19 protein-coding genes and 1 pseudogene are annotated in these 24889 nt (G+C 50.5%); 13 read left to right on the forward strand and 7 right to left on the reverse strand.

Annotation, left to right across the window (positions count from 1 at the left end):
* Positions 1-192 precede the first annotated feature (192 nt).
* Together NL510_RS11345 and rimL are read left to right on the forward strand one after the other, a co-directional pair.
* Positions 193-1848 (forward strand): glucan biosynthesis protein D, encoded by a 1656-nt coding sequence (locus tag NL510_RS11345; RefSeq protein WP_253376595.1) that lies wholly within the window; start codon positions 193-195, stop codon positions 1846-1848.
* 46 nt (positions 1849-1894) lie between these two features.
* The gene (gene rimL / locus NL510_RS11350) at positions 1895-2434 is read left to right on the forward strand and encodes a 50S ribosomal protein L7/L12-serine acetyltransferase (protein WP_253376597.1); all 540 of its coding nucleotides are present in this window, start codon (positions 1895-1897) and stop codon (positions 2432-2434) included.
* Here the strand turns inward: rimL and ydcK are convergent.
* Positions 2429-3409, reverse strand: a complete 981-nt coding sequence (gene ydcK / locus NL510_RS11355; RefSeq protein ID WP_253376599.1) for a YdcK family protein — start codon at positions 3407-3409, stop codon at positions 2429-2431. The genes rimL and ydcK overlap by 6 nt on opposite strands.
* A 140-nt stretch (positions 3410-3549) precedes the next feature.
* On the opposite strand from ydcK, the gene tehB reads away from it, so the two are divergent.
* Both tehB and NL510_RS11365 read left to right on the forward strand, forming a co-directional pair.
* Complete coding sequence (gene tehB / locus NL510_RS11360) at positions 3550-4146, forward strand: tellurite resistance methyltransferase TehB (protein WP_301308555.1); 597 nt, start codon at positions 3550-3552, stop codon at positions 4144-4146.
* A 166-nt stretch (positions 4147-4312) separates the two neighbouring features.
* Positions 4313-4987: a DUF3313 domain-containing protein gene (locus NL510_RS11365; protein WP_253376601.1), complete on the forward strand. Its 675-nt coding sequence runs from the start codon at positions 4313-4315 to the stop codon at positions 4985-4987.
* A gap of 31 nt (positions 4988-5018) precedes the next feature.
* Here NL510_RS11365 and NL510_RS11370 read toward each other — a convergent pair.
* Positions 5019-6185: pseudogene (locus tag NL510_RS11370) on the reverse strand (benzoate/H(+) symporter BenE family transporter).
* A gap of 92 nt (positions 6186-6277) precedes the next feature.
* Here NL510_RS11370 and NL510_RS11375 point away from each other — a divergent pair.
* The 3 genes from NL510_RS11375 (at position 6278) to NL510_RS11385 (ending at position 9435) form a co-directional block, all read left to right on the forward strand.
* Complete coding sequence (locus tag NL510_RS11375) at positions 6278-6805, forward strand: helix-turn-helix domain-containing protein (protein WP_253376604.1); 528 nt, start codon at positions 6278-6280, stop codon at positions 6803-6805.
* Positions 6806-6885: 80 nt separating this feature from the next.
* Positions 6886-8850, forward strand: a complete 1965-nt coding sequence (locus NL510_RS11380) for a peptidase U32 family protein (protein ID WP_253376606.1) — start codon at positions 6886-6888, stop codon at positions 8848-8850.
* 222 nt (positions 8851-9072) lie between these two features.
* Positions 9073-9435 carry a hypothetical protein gene (locus tag NL510_RS11385; RefSeq protein ID WP_253376608.1) on the forward strand — a complete coding sequence of 121 codons (363 nt, stop codon included), beginning with the start codon at positions 9073-9075 and terminating at the stop codon, positions 9433-9435.
* Positions 9436-9582: 147 nt separating this feature from the next.
* Here the strand turns inward: NL510_RS11385 and ftrA are convergent, their stop codons facing one another.
* Positions 9583-10584, reverse strand: a complete 1002-nt coding sequence (ftrA, locus tag NL510_RS11390; RefSeq protein ID WP_253376610.1) for a transcriptional regulator FtrA — start codon at positions 10582-10584, stop codon at positions 9583-9585.
* Positions 10585-10657: 73 nt separating this feature from the next.
* Between ftrA and NL510_RS11395 the strand changes: the two genes are divergently transcribed.
* Together NL510_RS11395 and NL510_RS11400 are read left to right on the forward strand one after the other, a co-directional pair.
* Positions 10658-11071: a rhodanese-like domain-containing protein gene (locus tag NL510_RS11395; protein WP_253376612.1), complete on the forward strand. Its 414-nt coding sequence runs from the start codon at positions 10658-10660 to the stop codon at positions 11069-11071.
* A gap of 156 nt (positions 11072-11227) precedes the next feature.
* Positions 11228-12331, forward strand: a complete 1104-nt coding sequence (locus tag NL510_RS11400) for a cobalamin-independent methionine synthase II family protein (protein WP_253376614.1) — start codon at positions 11228-11230, stop codon at positions 12329-12331.
* A gap of 311 nt (positions 12332-12642) precedes the next feature.
* Here the strand turns inward: NL510_RS11400 and NL510_RS11405 are convergent, their stop codons facing one another.
* Entirely contained in the window at positions 12643-13383 is a 741-nt protein-coding gene (locus NL510_RS11405) for a nitroreductase family protein (protein ID WP_253376616.1), read from the reverse strand.
* Between the two features lie 306 nt (positions 13384-13689).
* Here NL510_RS11405 and NL510_RS11410 point away from each other — a divergent pair, with 306 nt between their 5' ends.
* Both NL510_RS11410 and NL510_RS11415 read left to right on the forward strand, forming a co-directional pair.
* On the forward strand, positions 13690-16674 hold the full coding sequence (locus NL510_RS11410; RefSeq protein ID WP_253376618.1) for a putative adhesin: 2985 nt from the start codon (positions 13690-13692) through the stop codon (positions 16672-16674).
* Between the two features lie 129 nt (positions 16675-16803).
* Positions 16804-17931, forward strand: a complete 1128-nt coding sequence (locus tag NL510_RS11415) for a right-handed parallel beta-helix repeat-containing protein (protein ID WP_253376620.1) — start codon at positions 16804-16806, stop codon at positions 17929-17931.
* A 101-nt stretch (positions 17932-18032) separates the two neighbouring features.
* On the opposite strand, the gene NL510_RS11420 is transcribed toward NL510_RS11415, so the two are convergent.
* Positions 18033-19409, reverse strand: a complete 1377-nt coding sequence (locus NL510_RS11420) for a PTS transporter subunit EIIC (protein WP_253376621.1) — start codon at positions 19407-19409, stop codon at positions 18033-18035.
* A 277-nt stretch (positions 19410-19686) separates the two neighbouring features.
* Here NL510_RS11420 and NL510_RS11425 point away from each other — a divergent pair, with 277 nt between their 5' ends.
* Positions 19687-20886, forward strand: coding sequence for an enolase C-terminal domain-like protein (locus tag NL510_RS11425; RefSeq protein ID WP_253376623.1), 1200 nt, complete (start codon positions 19687-19689; stop codon positions 20884-20886).
* On the opposite strand, the gene NL510_RS11430 is transcribed toward NL510_RS11425, so the two are convergent.
* Positions 20874-21593 carry a GntR family transcriptional regulator gene (locus NL510_RS11430; RefSeq protein WP_253376626.1) on the reverse strand — a complete coding sequence of 240 codons (720 nt, stop codon included), beginning with the start codon at positions 21591-21593 and terminating at the stop codon, positions 20874-20876. The genes NL510_RS11425 and NL510_RS11430 overlap by 13 nt on opposite strands.
* Positions 21594-21610: 17 nt before the next feature.
* Entirely contained in the window at positions 21611-23014 is a 1404-nt protein-coding gene (locus NL510_RS11435) for an alpha/beta hydrolase (protein WP_253376628.1), read from the reverse strand.
* A 539-nt stretch (positions 23015-23553) separates the two neighbouring features.
* Between NL510_RS11435 and paeA the strand changes: the two genes are divergently transcribed.
* A complete protein-coding gene (gene paeA / locus NL510_RS11440) occupies positions 23554-24846 on the forward strand; it encodes a polyamine export protein PaeA (protein WP_253376630.1) in 1293 nt (430 codons plus the stop codon).
* Positions 24847-24889: the final 43 nt, after the last annotated feature.

A 24889-nucleotide genomic window follows, 5' to 3' on the forward strand; every position in this document is an offset into this window, starting at 1 on the left:
CATTTTTATACATAACTTTACCCCTTTTTCAGCCCGTTCTGGTCGACAGAAAATATTTCTCGCTTTGTTCAAATAATCACCAGCCAACAATTGGATTCTTAACCTTTTTTGTTTAGGCTGTGCGTTCTTTCTTGCCGTCGTTTCGCCACGGGCGAAATACATTCACACGACCATAAGGACGTTTTCACGGGCATGAATCGCAGACGTTTTTTAAAAGGCTCGCTGGCAATGGCCGCCCTGAGCGGTACTTCTGGCCTTGCCTCACTGTTTTCTAAAGCGGCATACGCTGCAGACTCTGACATTGCCGATGGTCAGAGCCGTCGTTTTGACTTCTCCGTACTGCAATCCATGGCGCATGGTCTGGCAAAATCCCCGTGGGGAGGTGCGCCGCGTCCGCTACCGGAAACGCTGGCGACTATGACGCCGCAGGCTTACAACGCCATTCGCTACGATGAAAATCAGTCCCTGTGGAATAACATTGAAGGCCGTCAGCTTGACATCCAGTTCTTCCACATGGGGATGGGGTTCCGTCGTCGCGTGCGGATGTTCTCGCTGGATCACGCTACCTCTCAGGCACGCGAAATTCACTTTCGTCCGGAACTGTTCAGCTACGGCGATACCGGGGTCGATATAAAACAGCTTGACGGGCAGAGCGATCTCGGTTTTGCGGGCTTCCGCGCCTTTAAAGCGCCGGAACTGGCGCGTCGCGATATCGTCTCCTTCCTCGGCGCAAGCTATTTCCGTGCGGTTGATGACACCTGGCAGTATGGCCTTTCCGCGCGAGGACTGGCGATTGATACCTTCACCGATACGCCGGAAGAGTTCCCTGATTTCACGGCGTTCTGGTTCGAAACCGTCAAACCGGGCGATACCACTTTTACCGTTTATACGCTGCTGGACAGCCCAAGCATCACCGGTGCCTATAAGTTCGTTATCCACTGCGAGAAGAGTCAGGTGATCATGGAGGTGGAAAACCACCTCTATGCCCGTAAGGACATTAAACAGCTCGGTATTGCGCCGATGACCAGCATGTTCAGCTGTGGCAATAACGAACGCCGCATGTGTGACACCATTCATCCCCAAATCCATGACTCCGACCGCCTGTCAATGTGGCGCGGCAACGGCGAGTGGATCTGCCGTCCGCTGAATAACCCGCAAAAACTGCAGTTCAACGCCTTTATGGACAAAAACCCAAAAGGGTTTGGTTTGCTGCAGCTCGACCGTGATTTCTCGCATTATCAGGACGTTATGGGCTGGTATAACAAACGCCCAAGCCTGTGGGTTGAACCGCGCAACAACTGGGGGAAAGGCTCGGTAGGCCTGATGGAAATCCCTACTACCGGTGAAACTCTGGATAACATAGTGTGCTTCTGGCAACCTGAAAAACCGGTGAACGCGGGCGATGAACTGGGCTTCAAATACCGCCTTTACTGGAGCGCGCAGCCGCCTGTACGTTCTCCGCTGGCAAATGTGCTGGCCACCCGTACCGGTATGGGTGGGTTCCCGGAAGGCTGGGCACCGGGAGAAAATTATCCAAAAGTGTGGGCCCGTCGTTTTGCCATTGATTTTGTCGGTGGCGATCTGAAAGCCGCAGCGCCGAAAGGGATAGAACCGGTGATTACCCTCTCAAGCGGAGAGGCGAGGCAGGTTGAGATCCTCTACGTTGAGCCGTTTGACGGCTACCGGATTTTGTTCGACTGGTACCCCACAACCGACTCTACGGATCCGGTGGAGATGCGCCTGTTCCTGCGCTCCCAGGGCGAGGCGATAGGTGAAACCTGGCTGTATCAGTATTTCCCGCCTGCGCCGGATAAACGGCACTACGTTGATGATCGCATTATGCGTTAACCCTTCTGCCCGGTGGCGCTACGCCACCGGGCATTGAGGAGGTACTATGTCTTCAGAAATCATCCCCGTTTCACGGGATATCGAACTGCGCGCCGTCGACGAGGGCTATACCGCAGAACTCCACTCTCTGGTTATCAAAAACAAAGCCTGGCTGCAAACCGCCTTTGACTGGGCGCAGCACGTCGGCAGCGAGGAGGACACCCGTCGTAACGTGCAAAGCAATCAGATGCTGCACCAGCGCGGTTACGCCAAAATGTACCTGATTTTTCAGGCGGAGGAGCTGGTGGGCGTGCTGTCTTTCAATGCGATTGAACCCGCCAATAAAGCCGGTTACATCGGCTACTGGCTGGACGAAGGGCATCAGGGACAAGGCATTCTCTCTCAGGCATTGCAGGCTTTTATGCGCTATTACGCCGGGCGCGGCGAGATTCGCCGTTTCGTGATCAAATGCCGGGTGGATAACCGTAACAGTAACAGCGTTGCCGTACGCAACGGCTTTACGCTGGAAGGGTGCCTGCGTGAAGCCGAATACCTCAACGGCCGTTTTGATGATGTGAATACCTACGCGAAAATTATTCCGCTATAACGCGCCCAGCAGAGGCGTGCGGGTAATGTGCTGATTACCGTTAATCACCTTTACCCCGCGAAGATGAATGTTGTCGCCGTTAAGCCCCTCGATAACGGCGTCGTCGGTGATCGCTATCTGATGCTCGATAAGGACATCGCCGCTTATCCGCGCGCGTCCCTGAATGACCACTTTATCATCAATTAAAATCGGCCCACCGCGCAGCCAGGCCTGCCCGCCGATCAGCACATGATGTTTTATGACGCAGTTACCTTCAACCACCGCATTCTCTGCGACCTGAGAATTGTAGCGCAGGGTAGGGATGGCATCGTCGTCATAGCCGGCAATCATACACGCGTTGCCATACACTTTTGCGCAGTCGCATACCCAAACGTTGTTAAGTGCATTGCCTTTGAGGATCGCCTTGTCGAAGACTTCAGCACGATGTTCAACGAAGGCGTAACTGACCATCGCGTCGCCGTAAATTTGCGCCTGGTGGATAATACGCGACTCGCTCACCGTGGCCCTGTCATAGATTTTAAGCATTTGCGTTGGATCAGGCGTGAGTCCTTTGGCGGCGATAACGATGCTGTTGTGAAGTATGCGAGCATCGCCATAGATATGGCACTCGCCCCGCACGGAGGAGCGCTGTATCGTGACGTTGTCACTTATTTTTGCCCCGTGACTGACCTGCGCGCCATCCAGCCAGCAGTTGCCTGAAACACAGGCGCCATGGCTAATGACGCACGGCTGGGTAAGGCGCGCGTTGCCCGAGACGCGAGCACCGGCAAAAACAACGCTGTTTTCATCGTAAATCCAGCAATGACCGCTCTGTGCGAGGGCATTCTCATCTTCAACCCAGCCACCCCTGGTTCCACTCACCACGTCGTTAAAATCTACAGTAGCGATAATTTGCCGCAGCCTTGTGGCGTTTTTACGCTCACCTACGTGCCATTGCCAGAGACGAGTATCATCGCTAAGCCGGTATTTCTTCATACAGTTTTCCCTGAAAAAGTTCATAACTAAACGTAGCAAACTTTCGCCTTTTCGAATCGCTGGCGTCTGTCGGGGAAATACCCTAAAATGGTATTTAAAATACATTTTAAGATTTAAAATTATTACACATAAATAACAAAATGATGACAATAGACGACCATTACTTCAGTGAAAAATATGGCCTGACCCGTACGCACTCAGAGGTGCTGTACAGTGTTGGGCAGGTGAAACCGGGGAAGACCCTCGATCTCGGGTGCGGCAACGGGCGTAACAGCCTGTACCTTGCGGCCAACGGTTATGATGTGACGGCATGGGATAAAAATGCCATGAGCATCGACACTATCGAACGCATCAAAGCGGCGGAGGGGATTACCCATCTGCAAACGGCCCTTAAGGATCTGAACAGCCTGCGCTTTGAGGGTGAGTACGATTTTATTCTCTCTACCGTGGTGATGATGTTCCTGGAAGCGAAAACTATCCCTGGTCTTATCGCCAATATGCAGCGTTGCACCAGCCCAGGCGGCTATAATCTGATTGTTGCCGCCATGGATACCGCAGATTATCCCTGTACCGTCGGCTTCCCGTTCGCCTTCAAAGCCGACGAACTACGCAACTACTATAGCGGCTGGCAGTTGCTCAAATACAACGAAGAGGTCGGTGAGTTGCACCGCACCGACGCCAACGGTCAACGCATCAAGCTGCGTTTTGCCACCCTACTGGCGCGCAAGCCCGCTTAACGCGCGCCCCGGGATAAGCCCCGCAAGGCATAATTTTCACAGCCCGGAACCTGTCCTGGCAGCCTTTTTGCAAACTGTGCTGCCTGCATCATTTTTTGCCACAACAAAGACGCTCAGCTTTTGCTATAACTTCAACTGCATACTTTACATAACATGGAATTCCATCATGCGTACTCACACTTTTGTTAAAGTCGCAGTGCTTTCTGGTCTGTTGGCGTTGGCGGGTTGTGCCTCGAAAGTGGCCGCCCCCGACCAATTTTCAGGCTTTTTAAAAGATTATTCAGGCTTGCAGGAAACCACCTCAGCAACCGGTAAACCCGTGCTGCGTTGGGTAGATCCGTCGTTCAATAAATCTCACTATGATAATATTGTCTGGAATTCGATTACCTATTATCCGGTGCCAAAACCTTCCACACAAATTGGTCAAAGAACGCTGGATGAATTGCTGAACTACACCAATACCAAAATGAAAACCGCCATTGCTCAGCGGATGCCAATCGTGACGACGCCGGGTCCGCGCAGCCTGATCTTCCGCGGCGCTATTACCGGCGTCAGTTCCAAAGCCGAAGGATTGCAGTTCTATGAAGTGGTGCCGGTGGCGCTGCTGGTTGCAGGTACGCAAATGGCCTCTGGTCACCGCACCATGGACACGCACCTGTTCTTTGAAGGTGAGCTGATTGATGCCAACACCGGTAAGCCGGTGGTTAGAGTGGTTCGTAAAGGCGAAGGTAAAGAGCTCAATAACGAGAGCACGCCTTTAACGTTCGCCACCCTGAAACAGGTTGTTGATGATATGGCGACCGATGCCACCATGTTTGATGTGAATAAAACGGCAAAATAATGGAAAACGGCCTGCGCACTGCAGGCCTTTTTTACGCTGGACGTAAGCGTAAGAGAACGGCGTAATATATCCCGCCCAGCGCCAGTCCCCAGAAGGCAGAACCCATCCCCAGGATCGTTGTCCCACTGGCGGTCACCAGAAAAGTGACAATGGCGGCGTCACGTTCCGCGTCACTATTCAGCGCCTGAAACAAACTCCCGCCAAGGGTACTCACTAGCGCCAGACCGGCCAGCATCTGGATCCCGCTCTGCGGCAGCGCGGCCATCAAACCGGTAATCGAGCCGCCGAAGAGACCGGCCAGTAGATAAAATAGCCCTGCGGCGACGGCGGCGTGCCACCGTTTGTCGGGATCCGGATGCGCGTCCGGGCTGTGGCAAATCGCCGCGGTGATAGCGGCGATGCAGATGGAAAACACGCCGAAGGGAGATAACAGCAGCCCCAGCCCCCCGGTGAAGATAATCAGCCCAGACGCTGGCAGCGGATATCCCGAGGCTTTCAGCGTGGCGAAGCCGGGGGCGTTTTGTGAAGCCATGGTCACGAGGAAGAAGGGTACACCAATACTCACCAGACTTTTGAAGGTCAACGTCGGGGCGATAAATTGCGGTGCCACGACGGAGATGGCAAGATTTTCAGTGACAACGTCACCTCCCAGCCAGGCCACAATGCCACCGGCCAGCAGCGTGGCGAGGATGGCGCAGCGGGGGGCAAGCGCTTTGGTTAATAGCCATACCGCCAGCATGCTGGCGCAAAGCAAAAAATGGCCCTCCAGTTGGATAAATGCCTGCAGACCAAAGCGCAACAGCACGCCTGCCAGCATGGCGGCGGCGAGCGTATGCGGAATAATCTTCATCAGGCGGGAAAATAAGCCGGTCACGCCTCACAGCAGAATAAGGGCATTGGTAAAGATAAACACGCCGATGGTTTCGGAAAGCGTCACGCCCTGAAGGCTGGTGGCTAATAGCGCCGCGCCGGGGGTTGACCAGGCAGTGAGCACCGGCGCCTTATACCACCAGGAAAGGACCAGTGTGCTGATACCCATCCCGATTCCGAGCGCCGTCATCCAGCCGGCTATCTGCTGGGCATTCGCGCCTGCCGCTGCGGCTGCCTGCCAGATGATGGCCGCCGAACTGGCATACCCCACCAGGACGGCGACAAAACCAGCGAGCGCGGCAGGTATGAGATGGGGTGAAGGGCGCATGCGAACTCCGTTGTGCGTTTTAGCGTCCGATATAAGGTAGCACTGTGCGCTATAGCGTACAAGTGATATACTTAATACCTTCAGGAGGGAAAATGGACATTACACAACATCTGGCAAGCACGTTAAAAAAGCAGCGTCAGGCGCGCGGCTGGAGTCTGTCGAAGCTGGCGGAAGAGAGCGGTGTGTCGAAGGCGATGCTGGGGCAAATTGAGCGCAATGAGTCCAGCCCAACGGTCTCTACACTGTGGAAGATAGCCACCGGGCTAAACGTGCCATTCTCAACATTCATCACCCCAGAGACCGACCGACCGGCGGTCTTTGATCCCCAGCAGCAGGCCATGGTCGTGAAACCGCTATTCCCCTGGGATGAGGCGCTTAAATTCGACCATTTCTCCATCACCCTGGCGCCGGGAGCCATGAGCGAGTCTAAGCCGCATGAGGCGGGGGTGATTGAACATGTGGTGGTGGTTAGCGGTGAGCTGGAGATGCAAATCGACGGTGAGTGGCGGACGATTAAGGCCGATACCGGTGTGCGTTTTGCAGGGGATAAACCGCATGCCTACCGCAACAGCAGCACGCTGACAGTGCATTTTCACTCTCTCATTCATTATCCCCATTAAAGCCTTGCAAAACGGTTTCACTGTCGCAAACTTCTGACTACAATAGCCGCCATTTTGACCCTAACGGATAACGACGACGTATGCGCCTGCACTCTCATCATCTTGAACTTTTAAGCCCGGCCCGTGACGCCGCCATTGCCCGGGAAGCGATCCTTCACGGCGCGGATGCGGTCTACATCGGTGGCCCGGGCTTTGGTGCTCGCCATAACGCCAGCAACAGCCTGAGCGATATTGCCGGGCTGATCCCGTTCGCCCATCGTTTTGGCGCGAAAGTGTTCGTGACCCTCAACACCATTCTGCATGATGATGAACTGGAACCTGCGCAGCGTTTGATTACCGACCTTTACCAGACCGGAGTGGATGCCCTGATCGTTCAGGACATGGGCGTGCTGGCGCTGGATATTCCGCCCATTGAATTGCACGCCAGCACCCAGTGTGATATCCGCACGGTAGAGAAGGCGAAGTTTCTTTCCGACGTCGGGTTTTCTCAGATTGTCCTCGCGCGCGAGCTGAACCTGAACCAGATCCGCGATATTCACCAGGCGACGGATGCGACCATCGAGTTCTTCATCCACGGCGCGTTGTGCGTGGCCTATTCCGGGCAGTGCAATATCTCCCACGCGCAGACCGGACGCAGCGCCAACCGTGGGGATTGCTCCCAGGCTTGCCGTTTGCCGTATACTCTGAAAGACGACCAGGGCCGCGTTGTGGCGTTCGAAAAACACCTGCTGTCGATGAAAGATAACGATCAGACCGCCAACCTTGGCGCGTTGATTGACGCGGGCGTGCGTTCCTTCAAGATTGAAGGACGTTACAAAGATATGAGTTACGTGAAGAACATCACCGCGCACTATCGTCAGATGCTTGATGCCATTATTGAAGACCGGAGCGACCTGGCGCGCGCCTCGGCGGGCCGTACTGAACATTTCTTTATACCATCGACGGATAAAACCTTTCACCGCGGCAGCACTGACTATTTCGTGAATGCCCGTAAAGACGATATCGGCGCGTTTGATTCACCGAAGTTTATCGGCCTGCCGGTGGGTGAAGTGCTGAACGTGGCGAAAGATCACCTTGATGTGTCGGTCACGGAGCCGCTGGCAAACGGCGATGGGCTGAACGTGATGATCAAGCGTGAAGTGGTCGGTTTTCGCGCTAACACGGTGGAAAAGACCGGAGAGAATCGCTACCGCGTATGGCCCAATGAGATGCCTGCCGACCTCTGTAAAGCCCGTCCGAACGCCGCCCTGAACCGTAATCTCGATCACAACTGGCAACAGGCGTTGCTGAAAACCTCCAGCGAGCGCCGCATTGCGGTGGATATCGAACTGGACGGTTGGGAGGAGCAACTGATCCTGACCATGACCTGTGAGGATGGTATCAGCGTCACACATACGCTTGACGGTCTGTTCGAGGTGGCAAATAATCCGCTGAAAGCGCTTAACAGCCTGAAGGATGGCGTGGCTAAACTGGGGCAGACCCTCTATTATGCGCGCACTGTCACCGTCAATTTGCCGGATGCGCTGTTTGTGCCGAACAGCCTGTTAAATTCGTTCCGGCGTGAAACCGCGGAGTTGCTCGACAACGCTCGTCTGGCAAACTACCCGCGCGGCAGCCGCAAGGCTGAAACCGTTCCTGCGCCGGTTTACCCGGACAGCCATTTGTCTTTCCTCGCTAATGTGTACAACCATAAAGCGCGTGAATTTTATCATCGTCACGGCGTGCAATTGATAGATGCGGCGTATGAAGCGCATGAAGAGAAGGGCGATGTGCCGGTCATGATCACCAAACATTGCCTGCGATTTGCCTTTAACCTGTGCCCGAAACAGGCAAAAGGCAGCATTAAGAGCTGGAAAGCAACGCCAATGCAGTTGGTAAACGGCGATGAAGTGCTGACGCTTAAGTTTGATTGCCGCCCTTGTGAAATGCACGTAATCGGCAAGATGAAAAATCACATATTCAAAACGCCACAGCCAGGCAGCATTGTGGCTTCCGTCAGCCCGGAAGAGCTAATGAAAACCCTGCCAAAGCGCAAGGGTAATTAATTAGCAAAAAAAATCCATCAATCAAAGTTAGCGCAGAGTGCGTCACTTTTGGGCGATGGATAATGTTTATACACGAATAACGTAGCCGGAATTAAATTAGGAATTGGATGAAAAATTAAGAAAAACCCAAAAAAAACCACCAATTCTGGTGTCCCGGGAAGGCAGAAATTAAAGAAAAGTCCTATATAATAAGACTTTCTGGCTATGGAACAGGTCTTTTCAATGAATAAGCTATTGGGTCTTGGGCTTCTGGTCGTTGCCGTGGGGGCAACGGCATCAGCGAGCTATGACTGGGATGATAAACCGGAATTTATTCAGTCTGCGGAAACTCGGGTAGGATCATATTTAACCAGTGATTACGGCAAAGTCGTCTGTAGCAGCACCAGAATAAACGAACAACGCTGGGATTTAGGCTGTATCAATCAGGCGAAGGGAAAAATGTTCCAGTATGCGGTCTATTCTGCCGACCAGGCGCCGTATGCGGTTTCCCGGCCTTTCTATCTTGAAGCCATTAATGAAGACGCGAAACAGAGCGCCGAACAGGGCTTGATGCATTATTTGCAAATTAACACCAAAACGAGCTGACGCCCTGTTTACCCTCTGTTGAGTTAATGAATGTTAGGGTAGTCATCGATCCGCTGCCCGGCATGCCGTGTCGGGACGTAGAGACCAAAATACAAATCTATCCATGCAAGCATTTACCGCCAGATAATGGCGGTTTTTTTTGCCTGTTTACCGGCAGTAACGGGCAAACTGTTTGCGGTATTGCGCAGGCGAGAGCGCGAAATGCTGGCGGAAGTGATGGCGCAGGGTTGCCGCCTGCACGAAACCGGTTTGCTCAGCAATACAGTCAATGCTTAAACGACTGCTCTCGAGATAATCTTTTGCCCGTAGCAGCCGGGCATTGATGAGCCAGCGTGCGGGCGTGGTTCCCGTTGCATCCTGAAAGCGGCGCAGAAAGGTGCGCGGGCTCATGCCAACCCGACGTGCCAGCGAGTCAATGCTGTGGGATACGGCCAGATGGTTATGCAGAAAATCAAACAACTGCCCCAGACGCTGGCTTTCGCGCAATTGTGCCACCGGGCGGTTGAGCTGTTGCGGTTGCGCGCCATCCCGATGCGCGGGAATAACCAGACGGCGCGCAACGTGGTTAGCGGTTTCCACGCCAAATTCCCGGCGCACCAGATGCAGACACAGGTCGATACCTGCCGCACTGCCTGCGGACGTCAGGATATCGCCCTCATCCTGATAGAGTACATCCTCAATCACGCTAATCGCCGGATAACGGCGCTGAAGGGCATCCGTATATCGCCAGTGGGTGGTGGCTTTACGCCCGTTAAGCAGACCGGATGCCGCCAGCACAAAGACCCCGGAACAGATCGATAACAACCGGCACCCGCGTGCATGGGCGTCATGTAACGCTTCACAGAGCGCGTCAGGAACCGGTTCATCCAGACCTCGCCAGCCGGGCACAACGATCGCATCGGCAGATGCAAGCAGGCTCAAATCACCATCGGTCATGATGCGGATCCCGCCCGTTGCGCGCAGCTCGCCGCTTTCTACGCCCGCCACGGCAAAGCGATACCACTCATCCCCCAGTTCCGGTCGTGGCAGACCAAAAATTTCAACCGCCACGCCAAATTCAAAGGTGCATAGACCGTCATACGCCAGCACCACGACCAGCGGACGGTAAACCTGTCTTAAGTTTGTCATCTTTTTGCTGTTTTCTGGCATAAGTGGGCACATTCACTGGGTGAATTTATGGATAGAGTAGTGTTAACACAAACGCCAAAGATGAGGAAGGACCATGAGCTATGTTACTGAATTTCCGGCTGCAGAGCCGCAGGAAGCTGTTGCCCATTTTCTGCGCCGCCTGAGCCTGGAGACTGATTGCGCCGACGTGCATCATGCCCTGGTGAACCAGGAGCAGGACTTTGTGCTGCTGCATGTGGTCGGCAAGGCGGAGCAATTTGCCCGCCAGCATCTACCCGGTGCGTTGCATTTGCCCTGGAGGGAGATCACGGCCGAACGCATGGCGCAATGGCCTGCCGATACGCTGTTTGTGGTTTACTGCGCAGGGCCGCACTGCAACGGGGCAGACCGGGCGGCACTCAAGCTGGCCCGGCTGGGCTTGCCGGTCAAAATGATGCTGGGGGGAATAACCGGCTGGGAAGATGAGCAGTTTGAGTTTGCGCCCCCGTCGGTGCGGGCTTTGCGGTGAAGATGAATTTTTTTCACTGTAGATGAAATTTTCTCGTTTGAGGTCATGGCGCAGATATGACATCTTTTTTGGACATTTAGACATCCAGAAGTCTGTAAATTTAAGAGATGAACTATCACTGTTGGCAATTATCGCTAACTGATAAAGGAGATCACCATGCAGCGACAACACGCCCCGTACCGCGCCGATGTAGTCGGCAGTTTTTTACGCCCGGATGCCATCAAACAGGCCCGCCTGAAGTTTGCCAGCGGCGAGATTGATGCCAGCCAGCTTCGCACGGTGGAGGATGAGGCTATCCGCCACGTCGTTGAGCAGCAGTGTGGCTGCGGGCTGCAGGTGGTTACCGACGGCGAGTTCCGTCGCGCATGGTGGCACTTCGATTTCTTCGACGGCCTGCAGGGCGTGGAGCGTTACGACTCACAACAGGGGATCCAGTTCAACGGTGTACAGACCAAAGCCCACGGCGTACGCGTCACCGGCAAGCTGGGCTTTGGCGACCATCCGATGCTGGACGATTTTCGTTATCTGAAAAGCATCAGCGGCAATGCAGAGCCGAAGATGACCCTACCCAGCCCAAGCGTGCTGCACTTCCGCGGCGGTCGTAAGGATATTGACGCTACCGTTTATCCGGACCTGGATGTCTATTTTGACGATCTGGCGACCACCTGGCGCGATGCGATTCAGGCATTTTACAACGCGGGCTGCCGCTATCTGCAGTTGGATGATACCGTCTGGGCGTATCTCTGTTCAGACGATCAGCGTCGTCAGATCCGCGAACGGGGTGATGATGCAGACGCGCTGGCACGTATTTATGCCCGCGTGTTAAACAAAGCTCTGGAAGGCAAACCCGACGATATGACCATTGGTCTGCACGTTTGTCGCGGTAATTTCCGTTCTACCTGGATTTCCGAAGGCGGGTACGAGCCAGTGGCTGACGTGCTGTTTGGCACGGTCAACGTCGATGCCTTTTTCCTGGAGTACGACAACGATCGTAGCGGTGATTTTGCGCCACTGCGTTTTGTTCGCCCCGGCAAGCAGCAGGTAGTTCTGGGCCTTATTACCACCAAAAACGGCGAACTGGAAAACCCTGAAGGCGTGAAGGCGCGGCTGCAGGAGGCGGCAAAATATGTCGCCAGAGAGCAGATTTGCCTTAGCCCGCAGTGTGGCTTTGCCTCTACGGAAGAGGGCAATAGCCTGAACGAAGCCCAGCAGTGGGACAAAGTGCGCCTGGTCACCCGGATCGCCCGCGAAGTCTGGTAAACCCTTTGCCACAACGCTGCATTATAAAAGTGCAGCAGGGTACTGCAACGTGACGCCCAGCCCAACATGCTGGGTTTGTTGCAGCAGTGGGGGCACGGTGAAACGGATGAGGCCATACGCCAGGCGCTTGTATGGGGGGGGGAGGAATTGAACGGGTGAGTCCGCATAACACGTCTTACCGATCTGGGCCAGGCCTTACATATATATACAAATGGAATGCGTTAGCAGTGCGTATTACAGCGAGCAGGACAGGCGGGAATATGATTTATATATTCCCGAAGTGTCGTGTGAGGATCGCCACCCGTAATAGACTATTTATCGATGCCAAATCCCTGCTTCAGCAGGGCAGGAAGCACGTTCGGGAAATACACGTGCTGGTAATACCCGCTGACACTTTCACTCCATGTTTCACCGTCGGTACGGCTAATGGCCTGCCAGTGGTCGGTTATCTGCTGGTTATAGCGGGTAATTTTCTCCTCCAGACCCTCAGTTTTATAGACTTCATCGTGGCGGAACGTTTCAAGTGGAAGACGCGGTTTATGATGAGAAGGAATATCCACGTGGCCAATCACGACGCCCGCGACCGGGAAGGTGTGCTCCGGTAACCCAAGCAGGTCAATCATTGCCTGTGGATGCAGGCGGATTCCGCCGATCGGTACAATGCCAAGCCCTTCGGAGCGGGCGGCGGCCATCACAGATCCCAGTGCGATACCCACGTCGGTCGCGCCGGCGACGATACTTTCAATACTTTTATGCGCTACCTGCTCTTTACCCGCAAGCGTCATCCCGACCTGCGTTTTATGCATATCCAGCACAAAGGTGATAAAAACCGGCGCTTTGGCTATCCACGGCTGGCCACCCGCCAGCTTTGATATTTCTGCGCGTTTGCGTACATCGCGGGTCACTATCACTGATACCTGCTGAGAATGCACGGAGGTAGGAGCGCGGTATGCGGTGCTGATAATGCGCTCAAGCGTGGCGTCATCGATCGCGCGGTCGGTGAAACTGCGCTCGCTTTTATGGTCGTTGAACAGGTCAATAATTGTATTCATACTATCTCCAGGGTGAGTCGTAAAAGTCTAACAGCCCTTCATCGTTTTTCAATTAACACTCTTTGCGGTATCAGATGGTAAACCCGCACTAACGTTCCGGGAATATACTAATAAAATAACCATTTTTAACAAAATCAAAAAAAAGTTCGATTGACTTTCCTGGCTATTTACAAAAGCAGGCGTAGCCAGCTTTATATTAAGAGGAAAACTATTGTTGTTAATAGATATAAGGACACCTGCATGCTATAAAGCTATTTTTCATGGATGCAGAGAATTATTATGCCCATATCATCCTCACAGCATAGAATGTTAACCGGATTATATCAGAACACGCCACGCGATAATATCAGGGGAAAGATAGCAACACAGCTTCATGGCGTAAATTCGAATGAACCTGTTATTTCGGATGAAATAAGTCATTTTGCAAGCCGCATTAACAGGGCTTGCCATTCTGATGAGGGATGGAATAATACAGTGCCGCGCCAGGGCATAGCGATTCCGCTGTTAATGTTGCTGAGCCAGTTCAGGCTTGCCGATAGCCCACTTTCGGCTCCGCACACCTCACGGGCATTGACCGTTGAGAGAAACCCACTCTCTCCAGTTTTACGAAATACAGACATTAACAGCAATGGCCTCGGTATCATAATGAGCCCTTTAACAACAGCACTGTTCGAAACCGCTGAGTTTATAGCCCGGCATGACCCGCTGATATTTCCGGTCGCCAATGCATCGCCTGTGCCTCTACCGGGAGCCGAATCAACGATGGCGACAGACATCGTTGGGGATTTGAAAAGCGGCAGTTATATCATTACTGATGAGCAGAAGAAGGACGAATTGATTTCTAGCCTGGTGCAGTATCTGGTGCATGACGGGCAACTAACGGTAAATGAAGGTAAAGATATTGAACTCAGGTTGTGGTCAGAAGCCGCCGGTACGCCGATGGTTGCTGCCCGCCTGGATAATGAATACCCCGTCGGGAGTCGCCCGAAACGGGCACTGGCAGCGGAGAATGACCCTCGAACGGCAGTGCATATAAAAAAATACTGCGCATTTGAAGAGGAAGTGCTGGATGCACAGGAGGTTAACAAGGGGAAAGTGTTGTTATTTCAGGCTCAGAGAGCCGAAAATCCGTTCCGCATGATTTATGATAATAACCCAGATAGCAGGCCTTCTCCGGAGGAACGTGGGGTTGCTGAGGGCCTTAAAATATCGGCTGAGATTATTACGCTGGGGATTGCCCCCTTAATCGGGAAGCTTATCGCCAATGTCAAACGTCGGGAATATTATCAGAATCAGGGCGATGAAATCTGTGCAGAACGATTTAGAAGGCTTTTTTTTGCGGAGCTGGCAACATCTCTTGATGTGGATGGGCTGAAGTTTAGATTCCGGGCAAGCATCGGAAAAGTAAAGCCAACAGAACTTCTCCATGCTTTGCCGGAACCGAAGAGAGCAGCCTTTTACACCCGGAACCCACTTACGGGGATCAGAAAGGAAATACTGCTGGAGCTGAAACACGGACAAGGCGCAATAAATGATAATGGCCGCAAGGTTTATCTCAAACCAACAGAAAAAATTAATGAATTTGTTACATATTATCCTGATGCCGCAAAACCAGAATGGCTGGAAAGAAGGGTTATTGTTGACGAAAGTAATCTTTCATGGCGTTATGCCGATAGCTTTGACTCAACGGGGCTTAATGTGGAAATCAGCGAGGGAAAACGTCAGATAACACTAAGTGGAGAAAACTATCAACTTGAGCAGAATGCTGTCGGTGTCTATGAAATCATTGTAAATGAAGGGGGAGGTGTTAAAAAATTTATTCCGGTTTATATGGAACCATTATCAAAAACATGGCATCTCAGCACGCATAATAAACATCCCGCATTCAATGATAAGCAGTCTAAGCTTATAAATGAAATAAAAGCACAAAGAGAAAAGGGGTTTTATTATATTCCAAGAGGTAATAATAATAAAAACCTCTACGGACAAGGTAATATATACGTACAGGAAAAAATTGGTGATTATGGCCATTATGCCTGGGGACGATATGTTGAAATGAATGGCGAGTTACTTCCTGTAAGAAACACCAAACATCAGGGCCATGGTGTCCTGTACGAAGTTTATGACCGTAAGTTCCCTGATAAAGAAGGTTACCCGATTGAGTGGGACGGTAACCGCTGGTTATTTGAGCGGCAAACATCCGTTCATGTATCTGAAGCGCTGAGAAATCAGATTACCCCTGCTATGTACTCTAAACATATGGATATGACAACACTATCGGCTCCTGATCACATGGGGTTAAGAATCGATCCCAGAGGCACAAAATATCTAAAAATCAATGGTCAATTTGTTAAGCTTGAAAAACGTGAAGGGTCATTTTTCATCAAAGAAAATAATGATAAAAAGCTACTTATTGATTTTAAAAATAACGAATTCACATTGCATAATATGATGGTTGCGGACATGTTTGATGCCAGAAATCTGGCAAATATAGACATATCTGAAATGGGTATCAATTCGATGGCTGGCTATAAAAATATTTACGTCGCAAATAATGGCCATCTTTACATAAAGTTGAACAACAAACATTACCCGGTAGAGTTTATGGGTAAAGACAGACGGGTTGTTTTTATTGGCTCCCCCAATGAAATGCGTTTATCCTGCATATACTCACCGCAAGATGGTAGCATAAAAAACATAGGAAATAATCTTGGTCAGCACACGTTAAAATACAATAGAGATATTGATATATATATCGGCACCGACAGGTTAACAGAAGAAACTCACTTTATGCGATTTGATAATGAAAAAAATAACCTGGTCAACACCCGGATTTATTCAGTAAATAAAATTAACGACCAACTCAATAAAGTAGGATTCAAAGAATTTGACCTTTACATTCCCAAAAAAACGCCCCGCGACATATACCTCGCAGCCCATGCCGCACGAGACATTACTCTTTCCAGTCAAATACCCGCTAACATCGAGTTAGCGTTCTACACAGAAAAGGGAAAAAGTCTTTATGGTCATGTCGATGACTTACAGGATTTAGTGAATGGGAAATTCAACACGCTACAAAGCATAAAAAAAGGTGAGTTTATCGAGGGTTACGCTATAAGTTTCGATTATGACTCGCAAATTAATTACGCGCAACTGGCCATCGAATCAAATAAAAGCATTATAAAGATTAAAGAGCGTAGGGAAGTGAAGTTGAAAGATTTGCTCCGCGATATATCTTCCCTCTCTGTTGAAGATAAAACGCTTCATCTGTATATGTGCCGAGCGTTTTGAAACGCATGATGCGCGGTCAGAAAACCGCCAACCCGGATTCCCTCATCACAAACCAGGCAATAGTGCATATTATGAACCTGTGCCCTAGAATGATTCTGACAACCACCGACCATTAAGCTGGAAAATGAGATGAAAAAATTAATGATCAAATCCCTTTGTTTTCAACTGATATTGGCCAGCATGGCCTCCACCGCCGTGGCGGCACCAGGGAGTTGCGATGTGATAGGGGGCGGAGCAGGCTACACGACGGCTCTCCTGCCAGCGAATGCTGAAGGCTACGTTACTGCAACAACCTATGAGGAACTCAGGAAATACGTGGATGCCGGTCAGCCGTTTATTTTTATCCCCGGCACAGCAACGATTACCGTGCCTAATGCTCAGTCGTCATTGCGCGTTAAGTCGGGTCAGACGATTTTCAGTGACCGTGGCCTAAATGGAAGCCCAGGCGCGCTGCTTACAACCCCTCATATCAATGAGGACGAAAACAATTATCAAGTCTACGACCTGGAGAGCAAAGCTCGCATGACAGGTCTGCGTATTCAGGGACCTTCGGGTGAAACGACGACCAACAATAAGACTATCGGATTGCAGTTTGTTACCGGTTCGTCAGATATTGAGGTAGACAATAATGAAATCTTTAACTGGCCATGGGCTGGCGTTAGCGTTAAGGCCTCAGTCAATAACAAGGTTCATCATAATTTCATTCACGATAATATTCGTTCTGAGCTGGGTTATGGCGTTGTGGTGCAGAACGGTAACGCCCAGACGGAAGTCAGCTGTAACACGTTTAACGCCAACCGGCACGCTATAGCTGGCAGTGGTAATGATGGAGAAGGTTATAACGCGCATGATAATCTGGTGTTGCCCGGCGGTGGGCGTGGGGCATACCATCAATTTGATATGCACAGGTGGAATGAAGGGCATGGCGGGAAATACGTTATTGCCCACGACAATATTTTCGACTATGGCTCTTTCGGTACGTCAAACAGGAGCAGCATCTATATTCTCGGTGTCCCGACTGACGGGCCAGCTACGGTTAGCGGCAATATTTTTACCCAGCCATGGGTTGTAGGATCGCAGTTTGCGGTGGCGGGTATTAAGGGCGCAGTACCTTCTGAAGCGGAAATTAAAGCCACCAACACATTTGAAGCGCCAGCCACCTATACACAGGACGCTTCAGGCGTCTGCCGGGTAAATGTGAAAAATTTGGCTCTCCCCGTCAACTGTGCTTCTGTTGCTACGGTCTTGTCCAAATAATAGGTTTATGCACCGCTGAACATCAGCGCCCAATGGCGATCTATTAACGAGGCTATAGCTGGGTAAGGATCCTCCCCCGCGTTTCCTGCGCGGGGGAAGTACTACGCCTGTTTAACCTGTTCTTTCCCGACGAGCAGGGTGGTGAGAGCGAAAGATAAAACCAGCGCCACGATCACCCCGGTTAGGGCGAAAATGAAATACGGGCCGATATAGGCGGGCAGACTGAATATGCTCGACAGAATATAACCATAAAGGCGCACGCCAAAGAAGGCGATAAAGGCCGAGGCCAGCGAGCTGGCAACAGTGGCGGCAATAAAGGCCTTTTTGTAGCGGGTAAGTACCCCAAACAGCGCGGGTTCGGTAATGCCCAGCAGCGCGGAAATCGCGGCGGACAGGATGACCGACGTGTCCTGACGTTCTTTGCTTAAACGCCAGATAGCCAGGGTCGCTCCTGCAATAGCCATATTCGCCATAAACATCATAGGCATCAGCATGTCGTAACCGCGATCGCTAAAGTTTTGCAGCGCAATCGGCGTCATTGCATGGTGCATGCCGGTCAGGATTGCCACCGGGCGAATGGCCCCAACAATTAACCCGGCAAAGCCTGCCGACACGCTGAATAACCCTTCAATAAAAAGCGCCAGCCCTCTGCCTAACCAAATGCCTGTAGGTCCAATCACCACCAGGGCCGCCAGCGCCCCGATAAACAGCGTCAACGTTGGAGTGAACACGGTTCTCAGCACATCGGGCATGATGCTGTCCACCCAGCGATGGATGTAGCTCAGGGCCAGGATTGAGAAGATCACCGGGATCACGCTGGAGGCGTAGTTGAAAACCGAAACAGGGATCGCATTAAGCAGCCAGAGCGTACTGACCGCGCCATCCTGATGCGTCGCAAGGGCCCTGGCTGCATCAATCAGAGATGGGTACATCAGGCAAGCCGCAATAGCTGCCGCCAGGTATTCATTGGTTTTGAATATTTTCGCCGCCGATACCGCGAGGAAAAACGGCAGGAAATAGAACACGCCACTGGCAATCAAATCAATAATCACCACCGTATCGCTTTTTGTAGAAACCACGTTCAGGGCGATTAAACCCGCGAGCAGCCCTTTGATCATTCCGGCACCGGCAATCGCCGGCACTATCGGGCCGAACACCCCAGAAACCGTATCCATAAATAACGAGATCAGGCTCTTACGGCCTTTGCCCGACGCTGTTTCAGGAGCAGCGTTGTTGTCCAGAACAGTTAGCATTAGCGCATACCAGCTGTTCACCTTCGGCCCGATAATGACCTGAAACTGGTCGCTCTGGAGCTGCGCACCGAGCACGCCGGGCAATTTTTTTATCTCGTTCTGGTCAACTTTATCATCATCAATTAAATCGAAGCGCAATCGCGTCATGCAGTGCCAGACTTTATTGATATTCCCCTCGCCGCCGACCAGGCGAATAATATTATTGATGGCTTCTTGCGTCCCCATAAATCTCCCGGCGAATGTTGTTGTCGTTTTAATGTTGCCATGAAGAATAAGTAAAGCCAAACAACAAAACAAACCAATAATTTTTGATGTGACTCACAATCTAACACCTTTTATCATAATCAAACCGGGGTAAAGTATAATTGGTATGTTTTTTAACGATTTTTTAATCAAATATCAGACCAAAATAAAACGAGAAAAAAGAGTTTACCCGTTAACAATTTTAAGGCGATGATATTCGTTATATCCTGGTACCGTAGTGCAACAGAGGAGTTATTTCGTGACGCCTGTGATTATCAAAAATATTGAATGTTTTATTACCCGTCCGGACAGGCATAATCTGGTGACGGTGCGAGTGACAACCGAACAGGGCGTGACGGGTCATGGCTGTGCGACGTTCCAGCAGCGCCCGCTGGCGGTTAAAACACTGGTCGATGAATATTTATCGCCGCTGCTCACCGGTCGCGATGCGAACAACATTGAAGACCTGTGGCAGATGATGAACGTCAATGCTTACTGGCGTAACGGCCCGATCATGAATAACGCCATTTCAGGTGTGGATATGGCTCTGTGGGATATCAAAAGCCAGCGGGCAAGTATGCCGCTGTATCAGCTCTTTGGCGGCAAATCCCGCGATGCGATCCCGGCATACAGCCATGCCAGTGGGGAAACGCTGGAACACCTTTTCGCCTCAGTGGATAAGCTCATCGCCCAGGGTTATCGACATATTCGCTGCCAGCTCGGCTTTTATGGCGGCACCCCATCGGCGCTCCATGCACCGGACAATCCAACGCCTGGGACATGGTTTGATCAACACGAATACATGAGCAATACCGTCGACATGTTCCGCGCATTGCGCGAGAAATACGGCTTCGGGCTACATATTTTGCATGACGTTCACGAACGTCTGTTTCCGCAGCAGGCAGTACAGCTGGCCAAACAGCTTGAACCGTATCAGCCTTATTTTATCGAAGATATCCTTGCGCCTCAGCAAAGCGCATGGCTGGAACAGGTGCGCCAGCAAAGCTGTGTCCCGCTGGCAATGGGGGAGTTGTTTAATAACCCAGCCGAATGGCATGACCTGATCGTTAATCGCCGCATCGACTTTATTCGCTGCCACGTTTCACAAATTGGCGGTATCACGCCGGCCCTTAAGCTGGCCCATCTCTGTCAGGCTTTTGGTGTTCGTCTTGCCTGGCACGGCCCTGGCGATATGACGCCAGTCGGCGTCGCGGTGAATACGCATCTGAATATTCATTTGCACAACGCGGCTATTCAGGAGTTCATTCCACGTTCAGAAATGACGAACCAAATTTTTCCGGGTGCACCGGACGTGCGGGAGGGATTCGTCTATCCTCCGCAGGAGGTGGGAATTGGGGTAGGGTTCAATGAGGCGCTAGCCCTCGCACATCCGGTTGTGTATCGCCCTCATGAATGGACGCAAAGCCGTCTGCCGGACGGCGCGATTCATACCCCCTGATTTTGGCGCCAGTTTAAGTTATCGCGGTTGTAGGGAATAACGTAGGTGCAGTTATAGTTGATATCAATGATATCGCTGATCTCAAACACCCGGCCGCCGTCCATAATGCCGCGATTATTGATGTGCATTGCCGGGATACCTTTTTTGCAGCCCAATATTGCGGCCTGTTCCCGGCTCACGCTCACGGCGCGATAGGTGGTGAGCATATGGGAAATTGTTAATCCTTTATCCAGCACATACTGCTGGATAGAACGCTCATTGGCCTGCTGGTTAAGATCCGGAAAATCCGCCACGGGCATACTGGAAATCTCCAGTTGCACAGGGGTATTGTCGACATAACGCAGGCGACAGAAATGCCATATAAAACGCTCTTCATCAATACCAAAAATTTTTTGAGCTGACCGGTCCGGGCGCTTTTTATGCAGGCTAATCATGCGATAGCGGATCTGGTCGAAGCGTTTTTCAGTTATTGAGTTATAGACCAGTGGGTTACCGCGCGTCTGCTCGTTGATCCATGTACCGGAACCCTGCACAATCCGTACCACCCCAATGTTGACCAGCTTTTCCAGCGCCTCGCGGATGGTGGAACGCGATACGCCATATTCCTCGGCGAGTTGCCTTTCCGGCGGCAACTTACGCGGGCCTGGCGTCGTCTGCTGATAAATTTTGCTCAGTAGATCCTGAGTCACAAACTCTTTTTTCTTCATTGCGTTACCTGCTGCAATCAATTCCTGCCGGCGGAAGCAGTGTCGATATCTTCATTGATTCGTTCAATCATGTACGGGAAGAACGGGTTAGAAGACTGGCGCATAAGCGAGTCCAGCCCGACAACCAGCACAGAACGCTCGCCGCGTGCGGCAAAAGTACCCAGGCTAATGCCATATTGATTAAGAGGATGGGGGTAGCGGCCATACAGAGAATCACTCAAGGGGAAAGGTAGCGCGACATGAGAGAGTGAGTAAACGTCCGGCAGATAGCGCAGACCCGCCAGTTTTGCCACGGTCTGATCTTTTTTTCCGGCAAATGTCGTTCGGGCTTCCATTTCAGTGCTGCTGGCAACGCTGTTAGTAACAATCGTAGTTTTATACAGACGGGGAGGGGGAGGGAGGAGCCGTGACAGCGCGGTGTATGAGGTCCTCCTTAACAGGTTATTAAACCGAACCGCATGATTCAAATCAAAGAGAACTATTTCGCTATTATTGTTGGGTAAATGGTTATACAAGGCCGTGACGATTGCACGCGTGCTGACGGTTGAATCCATTACCGATTGAAATGTCAGAACCGGCGGTAGACGCTCAATTTTTTTATTCCTCGAGTCAGTAATAATCTGGCTCTGGAGCGCTTTAGTCAGCAGGAAAGACTGTCGGGCAGCGTTAGTCGGGAATGAGTTATATTTAAACGGATTAAATTCCGGCATGATGTTTAACCACGCGGCTTTCGAAAACGCCGGAAGGAAAGCGGGCCAACCCGCGAGGCCGGAAAAACGTGCGAAGCTCGTAATGCCGATCATGGGTGAGATCAAGATCAGGCGCTGTGGTTTTGCCAGACCAGGGTTATCCAGAGTATCCAGGGCATACTTCATTGCCAGCGCGCCGCCGTTGGAGAACCCGACAATATGCAGCGGCACATTATCACCCGCCAGGCTTTTCGCTTCTCTCACCGCCAGTCGCGTGGCGGCAAGCCAGTCCTGCCAGTTCGCCTCTGTCAGCCCGGCAGGCACAGTACCGTGACCCGGTAAACGGATACCAACCGCGATGAACCCATGCTGACGGTAATTTTCGGCAATATGACGGAGGCTGTATGGCGTGTCCGTTAAACCGTGCAAGAGAACGACAGCGCCTTTGGGTTCGGTATCCGGCATCATTATATAAGACCGGTTCCAGTTTGTCGGAAAGCTGTCCGGATAAATAGGGCTACCGCTATAGTAACGATTCAGTTCTGTTTGCTGTTGAACATCAAGCTTATCGGTGACGTTACGCCTGACGTCGACGAAAAGTTGGTTCTCTCTCCTGAGATAATCGCTCCAGTTGGCCAGGTCTATCTCTTCGCCGTTCATCTCATGAGGAACGTACGTATGCCAACGTTCCAGCTCGGGCCCACGCTGAATGTCATAAAGCCGGATCCCCATAGCCCCAACCGCTAAGAGGAGCAGGGAAAAAAAGATTCTTTTTAGCCACTTTACGCATGTCAACGTGATGATTCCTTGTCCTTATCATAAGATTTTAATTATAAAACAAAAAATCTTTACAGAACAGAAGGACCAAAGCCTGATTTAAAATAAATGCGACATTATTATTCTTTGCTACAATCTAATCAGTCTAAATAAAATTTCGTTCCTGAGGTCTGTAGAACGATAAATTCAGCCATCCTCCACAATGGTTACTCTTTCCAAAACTGAGGCGGTAGCACTGCACAAAAAAACCTACAAACTAGCATACAAAGAATTAACGTAATTACTTGTTTTTTATGTAAAAAAGCAGCTTAGTGTAAAGATTTATCATTTTTTGATAGGGTGATGCAAAATCATTGAAACTTTCAAACTTTTGAATATAGTGAATAATCATCGGAGTGATAAAGAATTGCGAAATTTCTCTACTATAATTGAACGTTTTTTTGATTAAATTAAATACCGCATAAACTACGGAGAGGACAAAAGTCCTTAATACTATGATTTCTGGGATACTCATCATCTGTCTTTTGATACTGTTCAGCGCCTTTTTCTCATTCTCTGAGCTTTCTTTAGCTGCATCAAGTTCTAACAAGCTAAAAATCTTATCTGAAAACGGCAACGCAAAAGCCACCAAAGCGCTGGAGTTCCAAAAAAATCCTGGCTTATACTTTACTGTCGTACAGATAGGCCTGAATGCAGTTGCAATTTTAGGGGGGATCGTAGGCGATAAATTTTTATCACCTTCATTAACAGCCTTGTTTGCTAATTATGTAGGGCTTATTGCCGCGGAACGTATCAGCTTTGTACTTTCATTCGCGCTTGTGACAGTGGCATTTATTTTGTTTGCAGATTTGCTCCCAAAACGTTTTTGTATGTTGAAGCCTGAAACCGTGCTGCTTAATGTTGTAAAACTGATGTCAGTAATCATTTCTTTGCTGAGGCCATTCCTGATACTCTTTGATTGGGCGGCGAAGGTTATCTTAAAAATGTTTGGTGTTTCACTGGAAAATAAAAACACAATAACTATTGAAGATATCGGTGAGATGATCAAGTCTGGTGCATCTGCTGGTATACTGTGCAAAGAAGAACAGGCGCTGATCCAGAACGTTTTTGATTTTGAATCAAAGTCCATAACATCCGTGATGACCCAAAGGGAAAATATTATTTGGTTCGACTTACACGAATCTTATACTGATATTAAAGAACGAATAGCCAAAAATCCGCATTCTAAATTCATAGTTTCTAACAGTACGATTGATAATCTGGTCGGTTATGTTGATTCAAAGATCATTTTGAGTAAATATTTGGACAATGCTGAGATTTCGATTTCAAAAGATATTGAGATCAATGATGTCATTCTCGTCCCGGATACTTTGAAGATGCTTGAGCTGCTGGGGCTGTTCAAGAAAAACAGACAAGATTTTGCCGTTATCATTAACGAATACGGCCTTGTAGTTGGTCTTGTTACATTGAAAGATATCATGATGGCGGTAATGGGCGATCTTGTTCATGAAGACAAGAAGAAAGCGATGATGCTATCTGATAATAACGCGTGGATTGTGTCAGGAAGAACCTCTATTCATGAAGTTATCCGCACGCTAGATATTCGTGAAACGCCTGAAATTGAACTTTATGAAACGATGTCGGGTTTTATGATGTATATGTTACAAAAAGTGCCTGCAACCAATGATAAGATCCTTTTTGATGGCTGGGAATTCATTATTTTAAGCGTTGAAAATAATATCATTGATAAGCTAAAGGCCACCAGAATTGATGGCGCTAAGGTGTAAGCCTGCCAGGGTTACTGATTATTTTGCAGAAGGGTCGCAGATG

This window comes from unidentified bacterial endosymbiont (genome assembly GCF_918797525.1).
GTDB lineage: Bacteria > Pseudomonadota > Gammaproteobacteria > Enterobacterales > Enterobacteriaceae > Enterobacter.